The sequence below is a fragment of the Flagellimonas olearia genome (assembly GCF_009184425.1).
Classification (GTDB): Bacteria; Bacteroidota; Bacteroidia; order Flavobacteriales; family Flavobacteriaceae; genus Flagellimonas; species Flagellimonas olearia.
On the sequence record NZ_WELG01000002.1, the window covers coordinates 1,072,316 to 1,090,892 of the forward strand.

Here is an 18,577-nt window from a genome sequence, read left to right on the forward strand (position 1 = left end):
CAAGAAATAAAAAAGGCTTATTTTTGAAATTGACCTATGCCCAAACTATGTATGAAGGCTAAATTACACCTTGTTTTTTCAATAACCATATTTTTTGGCTCCTTTTGTGTATTTGGACAACAGGGGTATTGGAAACCTGCCCAAAAGGAAACCCATTTAAAGAGCTCGTCCATAAAGCATGTGGAAAAGGCTCGCGCGGTTTTTTCTTTGGAAGAAAGCCTGTTTATGGAGAAGCTTGAATCTTCCCGGACCTCTAAAGGGAAAGGCTTAGTGGTGTACTTTCCCAACGGAGATGGGGAAGTAGTTCCTTTTGTGCTTACCGAAACACCTGTATTACACCCTGAGTTGGCGAAAAAGTATCCCAATATCCGGTCGTTTACAGGGATGAGCCAAGATGGAAAATACAAAATCAAACTCAGTAGTTCCCACAATGGGCTCCAGACTATGATGGTGAACCTGAACAATCATGAAAAGGTTTTCATGGAACCCATATCAAATAAACCCAACGCCTACGTGCTTTACAATAAAGGTGCAGATGCCGTTGGGAAGAATAGCTTTGTCTGCGAGACCGAGAAAATTCAACAGAGTCTTACTGCAAAAACCATAGTGCCCTTGGTGGATGATCAAGTGCTCCGTAAATATAGGATCGCTGTTTCAGTAACTGGGGAATATACAACTTATCATGGAGGTACAGTTGCAGATGCCTTGGCCGCTATAAATGCCACCTTGACACGGATAAATGAGGTCTTTGAAACCGATTTGGGGGTTACTTTGGAGTTGGTCCCCAATAATGACTTGGTGATTTATACCAATCCAGATACCGATCCATACAATGGGAACCTTAATTCACAAGTTCAGAATACCTTAACAACCAATATAGGGGAGGCCAATTATGATGTTGGGCATTTGTTTCACAAGGTGGGGTCTGTTTCCCAAAATAATGGAAATGCAGGTTTTGTTGGGGCGGTGTGTGTGGATAACCAAAAGGGGAGTGCTTTTTCAGCAGCCTTTGAGCCCGAAGGGGACATCTTTGACCTTGATTTTGTATCACATGAATTGGGCCATCAATTTGGTGCCAACCATACATGGTCTTTTGAGTCGGAAGGAACCGGTGTGCAGGCCGAACCAGCCAGTGGAACCACCATTATGGGATATGCAGGCATTGTTGAAGGAAACAATGTGGCGCCCAACGGGGATGATTATTTTCACTATAACAGCATCTTGCAAATATCAGATTACCTGCAGTCTACTTCGTGTGCCCAAACCACAGCGATTGCCAACTCTCCCCCGGTACTTTCCCCCGTAAATGACTTTATTATACCAATAGGGACAGCTTTTGTATTGGAGGGTAGTGCAACAGACCCAGACCTGGGGGATGTTCTTACATACACTTGGGAACAGATCAATAATGGTGTGGTAACGACCAATACTTTTGGACCAACCAATGCCAGTGGTGCCAATTTTAGATCATTGCCCCCTTCCACCGACCCGGAGAGATATTTCCCCCGATTGTCCGAGGTGATGCAAGGAAACCTTACTCAGACCACTCCAGGTGAAAGTGAGGCATGGGAAACTGTTTCTGAAATAGAGCGGACACTGACCTTTGCCTGTACAGTGAGAGACAATGCTCTAGGTGGGGGACAGGTAGTGTCGGATGTGTTGGATGTAAAAGTCATTAAAGCGGCAGGACCTTTTGTAGTGACATCCCAAGCTTCATCCGAAACATACAGTGCGGGGTCTATTCAAGAAGTTACGTGGGATGTGGCCAACACCAACATTTTACCTATTGATGCAAAGACCGTGGATATTTTCCTTTCTTTGGATGGAGGGGTCACTTTCCCCATTTTGTTGGCCGATGACACCCTGAATGATGGGGCGGAGGATATACTTCTGCCGGGGAATGCTGTGTCCAATGCTCGTATTATGGTAAAGGCGAGTGATAATATTTTCTTTGCTGTGAATGCAACGGGTTTTACTATCGAGGCGTCAGAGGTAGTCTTGGGGTTCTCCGAATTGTCTTATTCCGTTTGCCAACCTAACGACATTATCATCCCTTTTGCCTATCAGACTTTTTTAGGATTCAACGAAACTTCTACATTCTCAGCAGATGTACCTGTGGGCATAACTGCAATTTTTTCACCGACCAATGCAAGCGTTGATGGTACCTCAGTGGATTTAACACTTTCCAATACGGGAAGTGTTGCCCCCGGAGTTTATGATATTACGGTTACTTCTACTTCGGCCTCGGTAACCAAGGATGTGGTCTTGTCGCTTAATGTACAGGATTCTGGCTTTGCGGAGGTGGTATTGGTCTCTCCCGGCGATATGGAAGCAAATGCATCTTTGAAAACCCAATTGGAATGGGAGATTGACCCTATGTACTCCAATTATGACGTGGAAATTGCCACGGATGTTGGGTTTTCCAATGTGATTGAATCGGCCTCTGTGCCATTCAATTATTATAAGGCCACGAATTTGGAGGAACAAACCGAATATTTTTGGAGGGTAAGACCAAGTAACGATTGTGGTACGGGTACTTTTGGAACACCTTTCAGTTTTACAACCATACAGTTGAACTGTAAGAACTTTGAATCCAAGAATCTGCCCTTGGAAATTTCCAATATTGGAACCCCAACAATAACATCTTCTATACAGTTTCTTGAAGATTTACCTATTTCCGATGTCAATGTAAATCTCGAACTGAATCACACCTATTTGGAGGATTTAATGATAACCCTTATTTCTCCACAGGGCACCCGTGTTGCTTTGATATCCAGTACCTGTGGCGGGTTGAATAATATAAATGCTGTTTTTGATGATGACGGAAGTGAGATAGTTTGTGGAGGGAATCCAGCTATTTCTGGAACCGTGGCCCCTCTAGGTTCTTTGGCTTCGCTGAATGGAGAATCCATTTTGGGGGAATGGGTGTTGGAAGTCAAGGACAATGCATCCAGTGATGGGGGGGCGTTGATGGCTTTTTCAATGGAAATTTGTGTGGAAGGTAATTTTAGGCCGGATGATGATGAAGATGGAGTGTTTGACGACGGGGACGATCTTTGCTTGGGCACACCAAAAGGCATTGAAGTGGATACCAATGGTTGTGCGGTCTATCGATTTGCCCAAGATAATTTTGAGGTGCAAATCCTTAGCGAGACCTGTAGGGATAACAATGATGGCTCTATAATCATCATACCTGTTGACACGGCCGTGGCTTATTCGGCTGTTTTGAATAGTGGGGGAACCCCTCTTAGTGTGGATTTTACGAATGGACATACATTTTCAAATTTGAATGCTGGAACGTATTCTTTGTGTATTTCAGGGACCAATGGCTTGATTACGTATCGTGAAGTATGTTACGATATTGTGGTTTCTGAGCCTGATATCTTGGAAGTGGTTGCCCTTGCAGAAGAAGGTTTGGTGCAGCTTAACATGAGTGGAGCCAATTTGTATAATGTGGAACTAAACGGATTGGTGACCCAGACTAGGGATTCCAACATACAATTGGAATTAAAGCAAGGACAGAACACTTTGAAGGTGTATACGGATTTACCTTGTCAAGGTATTTTTGAACAGACCTATTTTAATGCGTTGCAGCCTATTTTGTCCCCAAATCCAACAAGGGGAATCACAGAAGTTTATCTCAATGGATATATCGGGGTTGTATCACTAAAGGTGTTCTCATCAAATGGAAGGTTGGTGAAGACCTATGTGAAAAGATTGTATGGAGAAAATTTGGAATTGGACGTGTCGGAACTATCCAAGGGAGCTTATTACCTTCAGGTTGAAAAAGAAGGAATTAAGGATACATTTAAATTGATTAAAAAATGAAGCAACTTTTAGTCAGTCTTATCCTTTTGCTATTATTGGTCTCTTGCGGAGGGAATGATGATGGGCCTGTGACTCCTGAAGCGGCAGAATTGGTTTTCCCTGCGGAAAACTCCGAATGTAACACAGGGGTAAGTGTCAATGAAGAACTGAGTCAGGTTACATTTGAGTGGAGATCTTCGGCAAACACCAATAGTTATACTTTGACGGTGGTCAATTTGGAAACCAATGCCCCACAAACCATATCAACGGCGGCGACATCGGTCAGTTTGTCCATAGCAAAGGGAACTCCTTTTGCATGGTCCGTTACCTCAACCAACAGTAGGTCCGATCAGGTGGTAACAAGTGAGACATGGTTGTTTTATAATGCGGGTGCCCAAACCACTTATACACCTTTTCCTGCGCGGGCCGTATCTCCCGTTTCAGGTTCAACAGTGTTGAAGGATATAGCCAATGAAGTGACTCTGGAATGGTCTGGAGCCGATGTGGATAATGATATAAGCTCTTTTGAAGTGTTTTTTTCAGAGGTGAACCCACCGGTATCATCTGTGGGGACCACGGAGGCGGATACTATGGAATTGGCCGTAAGTGTGTCTTCCGGAAAAACATACTACTGGAAAGTGTTGACCACGGACCAAGAAGGAAACACTTCAGATTCTGGGGTGTTTGAGTTTAAAGTGCATTGAACCTAAGAACCATTGAACTGGTTCATGGTGTTCTTTGTGCCCGCAAAAATAAAAGATAGAACAAGGTCTGCTGCTTTTTGTAACCGTTCAGGGAGTGCTTGGTTTTCCTCGCTGTTCCATTCCCCGAGAACGTAATCCACCTGCTTTCCCTTACTGAATTCAGCACCAACCCCAAATCTGAAACGGTTGTATTGGGAGGTCTGCAGGGTATTCTGTATGTCCTTTAGCCCATTGTGGCCCCCATCGCTTCCTTTGGTCTTCAGGCGGATAGTGCCAAAGGGAAGATTGATATCGTCCGTGATTACAAGTACATTGTCCAATGGGATTTTTTCCTTGTCCATCCAATATTTAACGGCTTTTCCGCTTAAGTTCATGTAAGTGGAAGGTTTTAGGCACAAAACGCTTTTTCCTTTGTGCTTAAATGTCGCTACCGCTCCGAGTTTGGCATCTTCATAAGTGAAGCTTTCCTGTTCTGCCAAAAAATCCAATATTTTAAACCCAATGTTGTGTCGGGTCTCTTCATATTCTGACCCTATATTTCCCAATCCGACTATAAGGAATTTTTTCATGGAATCTGTTTCTAGTAGTAAAGGTTTGGTAGTGTTGAGAAATGCTTTGATGAATTTGAGCATCTGTTTAAACGATGTATTTGTCCAAAAATACAAAAGCATCCCATTAATTGCTTGATCGCAAATGGGATGCTTTGTGTTTTATAGATGTAACGGCCTATTCCGTAGCTTCTGCTTCTGGGGCATCGCCACCTTCAGCAGCACCTTCAGCGCCTTCCTCTTCTTCATCATCTTCTGAATCATCAGCAACAGAAGTTCTGGAAGCTTTCACCTGTACCACCGCAGTACTATCTGGGTGTAGAATGGTAAAATCATCGCTCAACAAGGTTTCTACGGCAATGGTACCACCGATTCTAAGTTTGGAAATATCCACTGTGATAAAATCAGGCAACAATTCTGGCAATGCCTTGATGGATAGTTTTCTTTTCCTGAACAACAAACGACCACCATTTCGTACCCCAGGAGAGTTTCCTTCCAAACGTACGGGGATGTTCATGGTCACAGGTTTGTCATTGAACAATTGATAGAAATCGATGTGCAAAATTTTGTCGGTCACAGGGTGAAATTGAATGTCCTGAAGTACCGCGTCAAATTTTTGACCATTTTCCAACTCAATCACAGCAGTGTGTGCGTTGGGAGTGTATACTAAATCTCTGAATGAGATTTCTTCCGCAGAAAAATGCAATGGACTTTCCCCTCCGTACAGCACGCAAGGGACCTTTCCAGCATTACGTAGGGCCTTGGTAGATACCTTGCCCACGCTTTCTCTTTGGGATCCTTTGATAGTAATTGACTTCATTGTAATATATTAAATTGATTTACATTAAAAATTTTGAAGATATGGAAGTGTTGTGGTGAACCCTGTGCATTACATCCGCAAAGAGGTTGGCACAACCCAATACCTTTATTTTTTTCTGGTTATGGTCAATAGGAATTGAATCCGTAATGATCAGTTCCGTCAACTTTGAGTTTTCTATTCTTTCATAGGCGTTTCCGGACAACAATCCGTGTGTGGTCACTGCTCGTACACTTAAGGCACCGCGTTCCATCATAAGGTCTGCAGCCTTGGTAAGGGTACCTGCGGTGTCCACCATATCATCCACCAAAACCACATTCTTGCCCTCTACATCCCCAATGAGTTCCATATGGGAAATCACATTGGCCTTGGCCCGTTGTTTATAACAGATGACCACATCGCACTCCAATGCTTTGGAATAGGCATAGGCCCTTTTGGAACCACCCATATCCGGGGAGGCAATGCAGAGATTATCCAGATTTAGTTCCTTTAAATAGGGAAGGAACAAGGTGGAAGCGAACAAATGGTCCACAGGTTTTTCAAAAAAACCTTGGATTTGATCCGCGTGCAAGTCCATGGTTATGATTCTTGTGGCTCCTGCTGTTTCCAACATCTTGGCTACAAGTTTCGCGGCAATAGGCACACGGGGTTTGTCCTTTCTGTCTTGTCTGGCCCAGCCAAAATACGGCATCACGGCGGTAATGTGTCTTGCCGAGGCTCTTTTGGCGGCATCGAGCATCAATAGCATTTCCATTAAATTTTCCGAACTTGGATTGGTAGAACCAATGATAAAGATGCGTGCCCCGCGAATGGATTCCTCAAATGAAGGCTGGAATTCCCCGTCGCTGTATCTGGAAAACTGTATCTTGCCCAAATCTGCACCGTATGAAGCGGCTATTTTTCTGCCGAGTTCAATACTTTGGGTACATGCAAAAATTTTGGGTTCAGGAACTTGATAGGCCATTGCAAACTCTTGTTGTCTAGCTTTTTAACGATGCTTTCTGGTAAAGAGGTGCAAATTTAAAAATTAATTCGGGTTGCTAAAGGATAAATACAAGTATTTTTTGGTGTTGAATAAAAATATTTGTTTAGCTTTGCATTCCATTTTGAAAAAACATCCAGAAATGCCTTGGTGGCGGAACTGGTAGACGCGCTGGATTCAAAATCCAGTGTCTTCGGACGTGTGGGTTCGATTCCCACCCAAGGTACTTAAAAACCCTGATAATCAATTGATTATCAGGGTTTTGTCTTTCTATGAGTGACGTAAAAGTGACGGTTTTTGAGATAAAAAATGATAAAATTACCACTCTAAAACTTCAGGATCTGTCCAGTCTTATGGATAAATTTAGTCACAAATTTTCTAAAGGTCCTAACCCTATAAAAAGTAAATTATCGGCGGTAAAGCGTAATTATGATCTCAGCATTAGAAGTGTAATACTGTGGCTGTTATATTTTATATCAATTAATAACTAATATTTTGAATGTTGCCATGATATATGGTTAGAGAGAACAGTTTAATGCCTATCTTTAGATGAATATATTTTGTTCAAACCCTTTTCCAAAGTCTTACTACTATCTTATTGCCCGTAGAGAAAAGGTTTTTTACACATCTATTTACAAATATTTCACAATTCTTCAGGGTAAGGGAATCAAAAGTAAAGTCGTATTTCCTTTATAAGCTTTGATGTTTTAACATAGAAGTGACATCTGTAGCACATGATTTGAGAACATAATGTTTTGAGATGCTGTGCTGCGGAAATGAGTAATTAAAACCTAAAATTAATAGAATGGCAGACAAGGCAGATTTGGATTTTACGTACACCACCATAGACAAAATATTCCGTTTAAGTATGGGTGAAACCGCTGATTACAGCGGTGCCAAATATGATGGTGATTTTTCAATGTCCTTGGAGGAGGCGCAAAAGGAAAAGAACAGGTTTATAACGGACAGCCTCAATATAGATGGGGAAAGCAAGGTGTTGGATATGGCATGTGGCTGGGGTCCATTCTCCCATTTTATCACAAAGGAAAGGGGGGCAATCAGTATTGGATTGACCTTATCGAAAGGGCAAGCGGAGGCATGCCAAAAGAATGGACTAAATGTGTTTGTAAAGGATTGCCGGTATGTAAAACCGGAAGATTTTGGAACCTTTGATGCCATAGCTTGTATAGGAGGTTTAGAACATTTTTGTTCGGTTGAGGAGTGGAAAGAGGGGAATCAAGAAGAGGTATATAGTGATTTTTTCAGAACCCTTAATGATTTATTGCCAAAAGGAGGTAGGTTCTACATGCAGACCATGACGTTTAGCAAAAACATGATCGATTTTGAAGAACTGGACGTCAAGGCCAAAAAAGGCTCGGCAGCCCATGTCATGGCTCTGATGGTCAAAGAATTTCCGGGTTCATGGTTGCCCTACGGCCCAGAAATGGTGATACGAAATGCAGAACCAAACTTTAAATTGATCTCACAAAGTAGTGGTAGACTGGACTATATTGAGACGATAAGCCAATGGCGAAAGAAGTTCAGGAAGTTCAACCTGAAAAAATATTGGCTCTACTTATCCCTAGTACCCAAATACGTTATGGACAAGGAATTTAGACATCAAGTGGCCGTCTTTAAAATCAGCCCAAACAAAATATGCTTTGAAAAGGAAATAATGGACCATTATCGGTTGGTGTTTGAGAAAATTTAGACAGTCAAAAGTTTATTGATGAAATCCTTGGAATTGAGAAAGACCATTCAAAATGAATGAATGAAATTATATATAAAATACATGGTCAGTCTTCGCTGCAAAATGTTGGTAAAGGAAGAATTGACAAAGTTGGGACTGGATTATGTTACATTGAATCTGGGCATGGTGGAAACTAAGGAGGAAATTACCCATGAAAAGAGAATCCAACTCAAAAATAATCTACTGAAGTCTGGATTGGAATTATTGGATGACAAGAAGAGCATATTAATTGAAAAAATCAAGAATGCAATAATCGAAATGATCCATCATACCGATGAGGTCCCAAAAACCAATTACTCCGGGTATTTAAGTGAAAAATTAGGGTATGACTACACGTATTTGTCCAACACGTTTTCTGAAGTGAAAGGAATCACTTTACAGCATTATATCATTAAACACAAAATCGAAAGAGTAAAAGAGTTGCTCTTATATGACGAACTCAATCTTACCGAAATAGCATATAAACTTCATTATAGTAGCTCCGCACATCTCTCCAATCAATTCAAAAGAGTCACCGGTCTCACACCCTCCTATTATAAAAAGTTAAAGGCAAAAAGGACACAAAACTTGGAAAACCTGTGATATATGTAAAGTTTAATATTATTTGTGTAGCAAACCCCACCTAATTCTATCGCACCTTTGTTCATTGCTGATAATTATATGATCAGCTCGATAACAAACCATGCTATGGACATATTTAATAAAAATATATCGGTTAAAGGGATTCTAGGAAAACTTCTCAGTCTTTCCAATCCGATCATTGAAGGCTTAAGATTAAAATATGAAGAAGAAAATGAATTGCACAAAAGTTTAGTGCCTGGGTTGATTCGAATTAAAAATGATTGAAAGTAATCTTTAATGTATTGTTGGCTCCGACGCATTGAAGCAATTTAATTTGTTGATACGTGCTTTTAAATTTTTAGAAGCCCAAAAAAGAGCAGGAACTAAAAAACACTGCTCTTTTTTCTTGGTGTTACTTTCCTCCAGCCCAAAAGAATATTTTGCAATCATTGCCCCAGCCATTCCAATTATCCCAAGCCGACAATAAACATTCCGTTGTGAAAAAATGTGTCATCTATTTTATTCTGTTCATAACAATGCTCATGCTGGCAAGCACATTGCCATGAAGCAATGACAACTTAAATAAACACACTATGTCAAAAGAAAGAGAAGGAAAGAAAAAGTCGGGAAAAACACCACCTTCAAAAACCCCCAAAGAAAAAAAGACGGCAAAAAAGGCCAAGCGCAATGCCAAAAATAGATCCGAATAGGTGAGAGATACTAATCTTATATTATTTAATTATGGAAAAGGGTGAATTTGGGGAATCCATTACGTTTAACCTAGCGGATATACTGGAGTTCAATTCCAATGCCATTGTGGTAAAAAACATAAGTGTCCAGAACAACTGTATCATACAAGCATTCGCATTTGATTTCGGCAAGGTGTTGTCCCATAATGAATCACCTTTTATTCGATTCATCCATATCATTGAAGGAAAAGCCGAGGTTGTAATAAATGGTAATTCCACTTTTATGCGGAGAGGGGATTCCATAATTATACCTGCATTTACACCCTGCTCTTTTGAAGCAAATCATAAATTTAAGATGTTATGTGCCACCATAAAAAATGAATGAGGTATCGATTTCATCTACACAAAGAACATTGCCAATGAAAAAGAATAACATTACAAAAAGATATAAAAAAGGAGATCTTGTTTACGCAAAGGTACGGCCCAGTGTCCTTCTTGTAGTACGATTGTACATACGTAAAATCTACCACTGCGCCATTCAAAATGATTCAACCGCTAATGAATTGCTTTATTTTGATAGTGAGCTTCTCCCCTATATAAGTGGCATATCAATAATAAAAAAGCAACATAATTGAATTTTGTTATGGAGTCAATAATTACCAGGTTCATTCTGATTCATTTCATAATAAGCTGTTTAAGAGGATTTTATAGATACTTTATGATTGAAAAGCACCAATACAATTACTATGACCATTCTATGAAACTTGGGGGGAGGTTGGCTCACAATTGGTTACACAGCACTTTCAATTCAACGACTCTTTTCATTTCCGTTTGTTTAACCGTCCTGGTATTTTTTATCTCTTAGGAATTGCATACTGCCGATATAGAAATGTATCTTTTTCCATAACTTTTTGATAGAATTAAGTCTATTTTTCTATAGTAATTGACTTGATTTCAGATTGAGTTCCCTAATTCTTAAGTAACAATTAGAATTGCTGTTACAATAATCCTAAATAAAGAGTATTTGTTCAAAATATTGGGCAAACATCGGCTGTTCATCTGTATACAGAAATTCCTGTTGGTATCAATTGTATGAGAGATCGCCTTATCACGTAAACGTCAAGATGGTTGCCAAATATGATGTAAAAACTGTTTTGGGAAAGTGGTAAAGGACAATTGAATTATATCGGGACAATGAATGATGGTGTTGAATACCTTATGCCTTCTCAATAATTTCCTCCTTATCTGCCAAAACATTAAATTAGGTAAATGAACGACAACATCAGTAAATACTTGCTCTTATTGTGTATTGCATATGCCTATATACGGCTGTTTGTAACTTATATAAGATTCTTTGCAAGATATATGTTCAATGAAAGGGTTGGATGGGACAAATACATTGAAAGGCCCCGATTGCTGTTTTATGGTATTGGGCTACTTCTGATGCATACCACCTATTCTAAGATTATGAAGGATTCCCAGGAATTTTTAAGTGTATATTCCATTTTAAATCTTGTAGTCTTTGTTCAAGGATTTGTGTTCAGCCAGATAACATGGTCCAAGATGTTCAAAGGTGTTTTTATTCCAAGTATCAAAAAGAAGCTACGCTCATCCAAGAATTTCAATATCTCGGCATCCAAATCACATTTGGACAGGCTGTATGATGAACTTGTCAGGTATGAAATGCTAAGACTTGAACAAACTACCAGGGAGGATTTTCTAAATGCGCTTACCAATAATTGGAATGCACACGAATCCAAAATCCATTTTAACCTGGATTCCCCAAGTGCCAGAGAATTTTATGAGTTCTTCACGACATCTTTTCCAAACAACTCAATGACCTTAAAGGACTTCTTCGAGACCTCCAATGTTATCCGAAGACCGGATGGCAGACCTTACAACTATTTCACCATAAAGAACGCGCCGATACGTACCCCTGTTTCCAAGCGGAATGGAGATCTGCAGGTTGTTTTTTCCTCTTTCCAAAACCAATAGGATTACCTACAATTCCAATTTGGATACATGGCATGCAATGCTGACATTTCCTTTTGTTTCCCTTGCTAGTTTAGTTCTATAGTCACATAAAAATGGGAAAAATGGATTATTTGGAACTAATGGAGAAATTGGGCCGAATTGAACGGTTATTGGTCTCCAACAAGGAAGTATTGACATTCGAGGAAACCTGTGAGTATACGGGTATTTCCAGAAGTTATCTGTACAAACTGACCGCAGCTAGGGAAATTCCCCATTCCAAGCCCAATGGGAAAATGATATTCTTTGAAAAGAAGAAGCTCAATGAATGGTTATTGCAAAATGGAAGAAAATCCAAAATGGAAATTGAGGATGCGACCATTAAATACACCCTTAAAAGGAGAAATGGCCAATTGTAGAAAAATGCATTTGATCTTGCGTCTGAGTGAAAATTCAAGATGTGTCATTGTCATGACAAATCTTGCTTTTGCTCCCGGAGGTCGCAAAAGATGATGGAAATATGAAAAAGGAGCTCGTCCAGTTCCGATGCTCGGTCTACGAGAAGAAACTGCTGAAGGTAAAGGCCAGAAAGAGCGGCCTATCCATCAGTGAATACTGTCGCCGAGCAGCATTCAATGACAGGATAATTGAGCGGATGACCGATGAGCAAATTGAGGCCTATAAAATGTTGGTGAAATACCAAAGGAACTTCAAACTGATCACCAATATGTTCCGCAAACGCAACCCAAAATTGGCAGAAGAAGTAGCCCAACTGGCCAATGAAATACGACAGCACCTTATAAGCTTCAAAAAATGATAGGAAAGGGTAAAGCAATATCACACACTGCAGCTTCCATGAGCTATGGACTGAAGGAAGAAAAGGATTCAGAAATTATCCACAGTCAATATCTGGCCGGGGAAACTCCAAGGGAAATTACGGAGGAGTTCAGGGTCATTCAACAGCAGAACGAACTATGCAAAAAGAACACGCTAAGCTTTGTGCTAAGCCCGACGATAGAGGACGGTAAAAAACTGGAAGCGAAACAACTGAAAGAAATGACCGAACGGTTCCTTAAAGAAATGAGGTTAAAGGAAAATCAGGCTGTGGCCTTTGTACACAGGGACAAGGAACACGTACATGTCCACCTCTATGTGAACCGGATAAGCTTTGAGGGAAAGGCCTACAATGACAGTTTCATTGGAAAACGGAGCCAACAAATGGCCGAGAGGGTGGCTAGACAGATGAGCCTCACTACAGTAAGGGAGGTGCAACAAGAAAAGTTGTACAGGATGAATGAAATCAGGTCGGAAATACAGCGGATCCATGAAAAAGTCATGGCCAAGGAACGGCCAAGGGATTTTGACCAGTATATCAAATCGATGGAGGAGAACAAAGTGAAAGTCATCCCGAGTATCAACAGACAGAACCAATTACAGGGCTTTCGGTTCGAGTACAAAGGAACGAACCTTAAAGGTAGCGAGGTGCACCGTTCCATGTCCATGGGCAGAATCGCGGGCCAAATGAACTTTGAGAAGGACAGGGTACAAAGAATGGCAAAGGACAGGAGCATGGAACTTTTGGGTAGGACAGTGAATATCCCATCCAATTTGGCAGCAACCATTGCCAAGAAAACAATAAAACTGGCCATCAAAGTGGTCAGGGATACGGGAATAGGAATCTAAATAGTATATCATGGCAAAACTTGATGAAATAGCGGAACTGTTGACCGAGGAGATAAGTGAGTTTGAAAAGAGCATCGCACGATTGGAAAAGGTGCATGATGGCATGCAGAACCTTCAACTTAGGCCTGATACTGCTGGGATTGATGCACTCTTGAAAGAGTACAGCAACAATCAAAAGAAGAACATTGAGGAACAGCAAAAACTAATGCGACGGATTCTTCGCAAGGTGGAGAAATCAATTCTGTTGCCAAGTTGGGCCATAAAACTGTCTTGGGGATTGTTGGTGTGTGTCCTTTTGGTCATCGGATTTTCGGTCTATCAGGTATCAAGAATATCCAAGAAAGAAGAGGCTGCATATATCAAAGGCCGGGACAGTGTCATGGGACATTACGGGACATTCCTTGAGGAGAGCCAGCAGGCAAAGAAACTCTACCAAAAATGGATAGAGGAAAACGGCAAAAAGTAGGATGGCGCCCTATCCGTTTTTTGCTTAACGTTTATCTGCAGGAACACTACAAAAATCGGACAGGATCCATGCGCAAAGTTTAGAGGTAAGAATTTGGGACATTTGCCCCCATAAAAAAACCATCTTCAAAAGATGGTTTTTATTGTTCTTCAATTATAGAATCTAACTGATCAATAATTCGACATTTACTGCGTTCATGCCCTTCTGCCCCCTTTCCATTGTAAATTTCACCTTATCGTTTTCACGGATTTTATCTATGAGGCCACTTTGGTGCACAAAAACATCATCATTGGAGTCATTGGGCTGAATAAAACCAAAGCCCTTCGCTTCATTAAAAAACTTTACTATTCCTTCTCTCATTACTTTATATTTAATATTAATAATATTCTATTCAATGTTTGTTTTTATTTGTTGTTTTATTATCACCTCTCTTTCAGGTATGAACAGGTTGTACCTTCCCTAACTTTCGTAAAACTCCAACATGGTCGATAATGGCGGCGATAAATGTTCTTTTTGTATTATAAGGAATCCCAAATTCCCTGGCAGTATCCGCTACGATACCAGATATTTTTCTATAATGTATATGGCAGACATTGGGCAGTAGATGATGCTCCACCTGATAGTTCAACCCGCCAATCAGCCATGAAAATATTCTGCTCTTGGGAGAAAAATTAGTTGTTGTGGCCAATTGGTGGTCTGCCCAGTCACTTGAAATTACCCCATCTTCATTAGGAAGAGGAAATTCCGTATTCGGCATGATGTGCGCTACTTGAAATACGATACTTATCAGTAGACCTGTAACAAAATGCATGCTGAGAAAAGCCAGAACGATGATCCATGGGGACAGAGGTACGACCAACAAGGGTATGATCAAGGCATACGAAAAGTATATCGACTTCCATCCAACAATCTTCATGAGCGCATTCCTGTAACCATTTTTTTTGTTGAAAAATCCCATTTTCCGATACCGATCAAGTCTTATGAAATCTTTGGTAGTTATCCAAGAGACCGTGGATAGGCCATAAAAGAACCATACATACAAGTATTGAAATCTATGCAGCCCATTTTTTTTGGCATGTGGGGAGAACCGAAGGAAAAAAGGAGCGTTGATGTCGTCGTCGGCCCCCTCTATATTGGTATAGGTATGATGTAGTACATTGTGTTGGATTTTCCAAACAGCGGCATTACCACCTATGAGGTTCATGGTGTACCCAAGATATGTGTTCACTTTTTGATTTTTGGAGTAAGATCCATGGATGGCATCGTGCATAATGCCCATTCCTATTCCGGCCATTCCTGTTCCACTTATTATATAAAGACCGAAAAGTAATGAGGGAGCGGTAACCATCCCTATGTTTATTAAAATCAAGGGGACAAAAAAAACAGTGAGCATGACCATGGTCTTCAAAACCATACTTATGTTGGCATGTCTACTGATATTGTTTGTTTTAAAATATGTGCTGACCCGGTTTCTTAGGGTTTTTGAAAAATCAGAATTTGAATTTTTTGAAAATCTTGGCTTGTTAATGCCATTAATTGCGGTTTGGGATTGCTCACGCATGTGATATAAAGGGATAATTGATAAGCACAATTGGCTTGGGCATGTTGAAGAATTATCCAAATATGGGGACCATTACATAATTGTCCGAATCCATAAAGGCGTCACCATCCTTAACGTTTGGCTTAAAATATTTGACTACGTTATAAATTAAAAAGAAGAGAGCTGAAAATGAATTGAAGATCTGCGAAGACTAAATTGACTTGGGCTTTCTGAATTTTAACCTCACAAACTTACCATTTATCTGGGCAGTATTCCCCAATAATGTGTTAATTGTTGAAAACAAGTATTTTAGGAAACGAAACTATTGAAAGGTTGAATTGCCATTTCAAAGGCAATTAGCATCGAAAAAACGATCGTGCACTATGAAAGTAGAACCATTCCTTATCATAAAATAAACTGGGCAAACGGGTTTAGTTCCAATTTAAATCCTTTCCTTTACAGCGCATCACGGGTTATGGACGATGATTGCTCCAATCCTTAAATAAAAAGATAGCCCTCCCCTTTTCCCATTTACAATTCACAAAGGGCCACCTCTTAGTTATTTTTTGCTTGAACCAATATTCACATTTTTAAGACCAGACCAAACAGGTCAAAGTCCAAAATTTTGTATATGCCAGGGAATCCGACATATCCCTGAAAAAGAGTTCAATGTGTAAATATTAGCCCTTAATGGCAGGATTTAAATAATAAGTAATGACAATAAAATATGCTGATAATTAAGATAGTTCCTGGCGAGAACATAGAAAGGGCCTTAAAAAGGTATAGGAACAAGGTGAGGAACACCCAACAGTTGAAACGTATCAGGGACAATCAGGAGTTTACCAAAAAATCCGAGGAGAGAAGGGAGGGCCTGAAAAAGGCAATCCATAGAAAGGAATATTTAAAAAAGAATGAGGAGTGATTTTATGGACAAAGATTTAAACCTAGCCGTCTTAATAGACGGTGACAATATCCCTTCCAAATATGTGAAGGAAATGTTGGAAGAGATTGCCAAATATGGCAATCCAAGCATTAAGAGGATTTATGGTGATTGGACAAAGCCAAGTTTGGCGAAATGGAAGGATGTCCTACTAAAAAATGCCATTACCCCTGTGCAACAATATGGGTATACCACCGGTAAGAATTCAACGGACAGTGCCATGATCATTGATGCGATGGATATACTGTATTCCGGTAAGGTGAATGGTTTTTCTCTGGTCTCCAGTGACAGTGATTTTACACGTCTGGCCATACGGCTAAGAGAGGCGGGGATGACCGTTTTTGGTATTGGAGAGCGAAAGACCCCAGACCCCTTTATCGTTTCATGCGACAAGTTCATATATCTCGAAATACTTCATAAGACCCATGTTGGGGAATCCAATACTCCTGAGAAAAGTGATAAAAACAAGATTGATAAAATCACCCCAAAGGTTATTGATCTTATACTTTCCACCATTGCCGATGTGGAAGATGAGGAAGGTTGGGCGTTCTTGGGTGAGGTAGGCGCATTGTTGCAAAAGAAACAACCCAATTTTGATGCAAGAAACTATGGGTTCCGAAAACTTACACCTTTGGTCAAATCCATCGGTCAAATCGAAATAGGGTCCAGGAAGAATCCAAAAGGCAATGGGAACTTGATTTATGTAAGGACGATGACTTAATGAAGAACAAAACCTATGAGACCTCTTTCAATATCAAAACAAATTACAGCAAGGGATACACACTCCTTGAACAAATATCTTAGTGATATAAGCCGTATTCCTATGATTACTGATGAGGAAGAGGTGGAATTGGCAGTTCGCATAAGACAGGGAGATAACAATGCTCTGGAAAAATTGGTGTCTTCCAATTTGCGATTTGTCGTTTCTGTGGCAAAACAGTATCAGTCGCGGGGACTCAATTTGCATGATCTCATTAATGAAGGCAATGTTGGGTTGGTCAAAGCAGCTGCCAAATTTGATGAAACTCGTGGATTCAAGTTCATTTCTTATGCGGTATGGTGGATCCGACAAGGTATAATACAGGCACTGACAGAAAAATCGAGGATGGTCAGATTGCCCTTGAACAAAATAAATGTGATCAACAAGATAAACAACGTCTCTTCCCATTTCGAACAAACGCATCAAAGACCACCAACAGCGGATGAAATATCTGAAATGATTGATTTCTCGCTATCAGAGATCCAAATATGCCTAAAACATTCTTCCTGGCCCCTTTCAATGGATGAACCATTGGGGATTGGGGATGGAGGACTAAACTTACATGACGTAATACGTTCCGATGGGTTTGACAGCCCAGAACAGAAGTTGATCAATAGTTCGTTACAATTGGAAATTGATGGTATTTTGGATATTTTATCTTATCGCGAAGCTTTTGTGATTAAGATGTATTTTGGGATAGGAGCAGAAGATTCCATGGGATTGGAAGAAATTGCTTTTAATTTAGATCTTACAAAAGAAAGGGTCAGGCAAATAAAAGTAAATGCCTTGGCCAGGTTAAAGAGCTCCTCTAAAATTGAAATTTTGAAGCAGTATTTGGAATAGATTGTGTCTAAAAGAAAAAACAAGTAACAGTTTACGTTCCTTTATATTTATTTTCAAGTCTTGAATTATAGTTGGAAAGATCGAGGTGCTGGCAACTCACGATGCTTAAAATTTTACCTACCACCCAAGGCTTGAAATTACATTGGGTTGTTTTTTATACTTTTGAAGCATGAAATTTTTGGCAGTGTCATTATCCTTGTTTACAGTTCTCCTTTCATCATACCCATGTTGCGAGGAGGCCGGTTCCTGTTCTGGGATTTCGACTGTTGTGGATCATTGTGGCGATGATGGCGGACAAGAAACCCCGCATGGCAAGGACACCCCATGTTCCCCTTTCTATACTTGTGGCAGGTGCCCTGGTTTCACCATTTCGTATGAGACCTTGGAACTCGTTTCCCTGGATCCTGAGCCGCAAACCTTGCCCATTCCCTATATTGAACTCCTGCCCAAGGAAGTATATTTCCATTCCCTGAAACCTCCGCGTACAATTGAAGTATAGTCAATTCTCATTTTAAA

Annotated in this window: 19 protein-coding genes and 1 tRNA gene; 15 read left to right on the plus strand and 5 right to left on the minus strand. The window is 40.4% G+C overall.

Annotated features, from left to right (window positions below):
• Positions 1 to 51: 51 nt before the first annotated feature.
• Together F8C76_RS14210 and F8C76_RS14215 are read left to right on the plus strand one after the other, a co-directional pair.
• Positions 52 to 3,828, plus strand: coding sequence for a reprolysin-like metallopeptidase (locus tag F8C76_RS14210; RefSeq protein WP_152132357.1), 3,777 nt, complete (start codon positions 52 to 54; stop codon positions 3,826 to 3,828).
• A complete protein-coding gene (locus F8C76_RS14215; protein WP_152132358.1) occupies positions 3,825 to 4,511 on the plus strand; it encodes a hypothetical protein in 687 nt (228 codons plus the stop codon). Before F8C76_RS14210 ends, F8C76_RS14215 begins: the two co-directional genes overlap by 4 nt.
• A 2-nt stretch (positions 4,512 to 4,513) precedes the next feature.
• Here the strand turns inward: F8C76_RS14215 and pth are convergent, their stop codons facing one another.
• From pth to F8C76_RS14230, 3 genes are all read right to left on the minus strand, one after another.
• A complete protein-coding gene (gene pth / locus F8C76_RS14220) occupies positions 4,514 to 5,143 on the minus strand; it encodes an aminoacyl-tRNA hydrolase (protein ID WP_152132359.1) in 630 nt (209 codons plus the stop codon).
• 94 nt (positions 5,144 to 5,237) lie between these two features.
• A complete protein-coding gene (locus F8C76_RS14225) occupies positions 5,238 to 5,879 on the minus strand; it encodes a 50S ribosomal protein L25/general stress protein Ctc (RefSeq protein WP_129655319.1) in 642 nt (213 codons plus the stop codon).
• 19 nt (positions 5,880 to 5,898) lie between these two features.
• A complete protein-coding gene (locus F8C76_RS14230; protein WP_129655321.1) occupies positions 5,899 to 6,840 on the minus strand; it encodes a ribose-phosphate pyrophosphokinase in 942 nt (313 codons plus the stop codon).
• Between the two features lie 162 nt (positions 6,841 to 7,002).
• Between F8C76_RS14230 and F8C76_RS14235 the strand changes: the two genes are divergently transcribed.
• The 9 genes from F8C76_RS14235 (at position 7,003) to F8C76_RS14275 (ending at position 13,978) form a co-directional block, all read left to right on the plus strand.
• Positions 7,003 to 7,084, plus strand: a tRNA-Leu gene (locus F8C76_RS14235).
• Between the two features lie 579 nt (positions 7,085 to 7,663).
• Positions 7,664 to 8,569, plus strand: a complete 906-nt coding sequence (locus tag F8C76_RS14240; protein ID WP_152132360.1) for an SAM-dependent methyltransferase — start codon at positions 7,664 to 7,666, stop codon at positions 8,567 to 8,569.
• Positions 8,570 to 8,629: 60 nt separating this feature from the next.
• Entirely contained in the window at positions 8,630 to 9,190 is a 561-nt protein-coding gene (locus tag F8C76_RS14245) for a helix-turn-helix domain-containing protein (protein WP_152132361.1), read from the plus strand.
• 720 nt (positions 9,191 to 9,910) lie between these two features.
• Positions 9,911 to 10,243: a cupin domain-containing protein gene (locus F8C76_RS14250; protein ID WP_152132362.1), complete on the plus strand. Its 333-nt coding sequence runs from the start codon at positions 9,911 to 9,913 to the stop codon at positions 10,241 to 10,243.
• Positions 10,244 to 11,127: 884 nt separating this feature from the next.
• Positions 11,128 to 11,853: a hypothetical protein gene (locus F8C76_RS14255; RefSeq protein ID WP_152132363.1), complete on the plus strand. Its 726-nt coding sequence runs from the start codon at positions 11,128 to 11,130 to the stop codon at positions 11,851 to 11,853.
• A gap of 101 nt (positions 11,854 to 11,954) precedes the next feature.
• On the plus strand, positions 11,955 to 12,248 hold the full coding sequence (locus tag F8C76_RS14260) for a helix-turn-helix domain-containing protein (protein ID WP_152132364.1): 294 nt from the start codon (positions 11,955 to 11,957) through the stop codon (positions 12,246 to 12,248).
• Between the two features lie 101 nt (positions 12,249 to 12,349).
• The gene (mbpA, locus tag F8C76_RS14265; protein ID WP_152132365.1) at positions 12,350 to 12,646 is read left to right on the plus strand and encodes a mobilization protein MbpA; all 297 of its coding nucleotides are present in this window, start codon (positions 12,350 to 12,352) and stop codon (positions 12,644 to 12,646) included.
• Positions 12,643 to 13,512: a relaxase/mobilization nuclease domain-containing protein gene (locus F8C76_RS14270; protein WP_152132366.1), complete on the plus strand. Its 870-nt coding sequence runs from the start codon at positions 12,643 to 12,645 to the stop codon at positions 13,510 to 13,512. The genes mbpA and F8C76_RS14270 overlap by 4 nt, the downstream gene beginning before the upstream one ends.
• A gap of 10 nt (positions 13,513 to 13,522) precedes the next feature.
• Complete coding sequence (locus F8C76_RS14275; protein WP_152132367.1) at positions 13,523 to 13,978, plus strand: DUF6730 family protein; 456 nt, start codon at positions 13,523 to 13,525, stop codon at positions 13,976 to 13,978.
• 162 nt (positions 13,979 to 14,140) lie between these two features.
• Here F8C76_RS14275 and F8C76_RS14280 read toward each other — a convergent pair whose 3' ends face one another.
• Together F8C76_RS14280 and F8C76_RS14285 are read right to left on the minus strand one after the other, a co-directional pair.
• Entirely contained in the window at positions 14,141 to 14,338 is a 198-nt protein-coding gene (locus F8C76_RS14280) for a cold-shock protein (RefSeq protein ID WP_152132368.1), read from the minus strand.
• A gap of 73 nt (positions 14,339 to 14,411) precedes the next feature.
• Complete coding sequence (locus tag F8C76_RS14285) at positions 14,412 to 15,392, minus strand: fatty acid desaturase family protein (protein ID WP_249042420.1); 981 nt, start codon at positions 15,390 to 15,392, stop codon at positions 14,412 to 14,414.
• A gap of 853 nt (positions 15,393 to 16,245) precedes the next feature.
• On the opposite strand from F8C76_RS14285, the gene F8C76_RS14290 reads away from it, so the two are divergent.
• The 4 genes from F8C76_RS14290 to F8C76_RS14305 all read left to right on the plus strand — a co-directional run bounded on the left by F8C76_RS14290 (position 16,246) and on the right by F8C76_RS14305 (position 18,560).
• Positions 16,246 to 16,440, plus strand: a complete 195-nt coding sequence (locus F8C76_RS14290; protein ID WP_152132369.1) for a small ribosomal subunit protein bS21 — start codon at positions 16,246 to 16,248, stop codon at positions 16,438 to 16,440.
• Positions 16,441 to 16,444: 4 nt separating this feature from the next.
• On the plus strand, positions 16,445 to 17,179 hold the full coding sequence (locus F8C76_RS14295) for an NYN domain-containing protein (RefSeq protein ID WP_152132370.1): 735 nt from the start codon (positions 16,445 to 16,447) through the stop codon (positions 17,177 to 17,179).
• Between the two features lie 15 nt (positions 17,180 to 17,194).
• Positions 17,195 to 18,061, plus strand: a complete 867-nt coding sequence (locus F8C76_RS14300; protein ID WP_152132371.1) for a sigma-70 family RNA polymerase sigma factor — start codon at positions 17,195 to 17,197, stop codon at positions 18,059 to 18,061.
• A gap of 169 nt (positions 18,062 to 18,230) precedes the next feature.
• Positions 18,231 to 18,560: a hypothetical protein gene (locus F8C76_RS14305; protein ID WP_152132372.1), complete on the plus strand. Its 330-nt coding sequence runs from the start codon at positions 18,231 to 18,233 to the stop codon at positions 18,558 to 18,560.
• Positions 18,561 to 18,577: the final 17 nt, after the last annotated feature.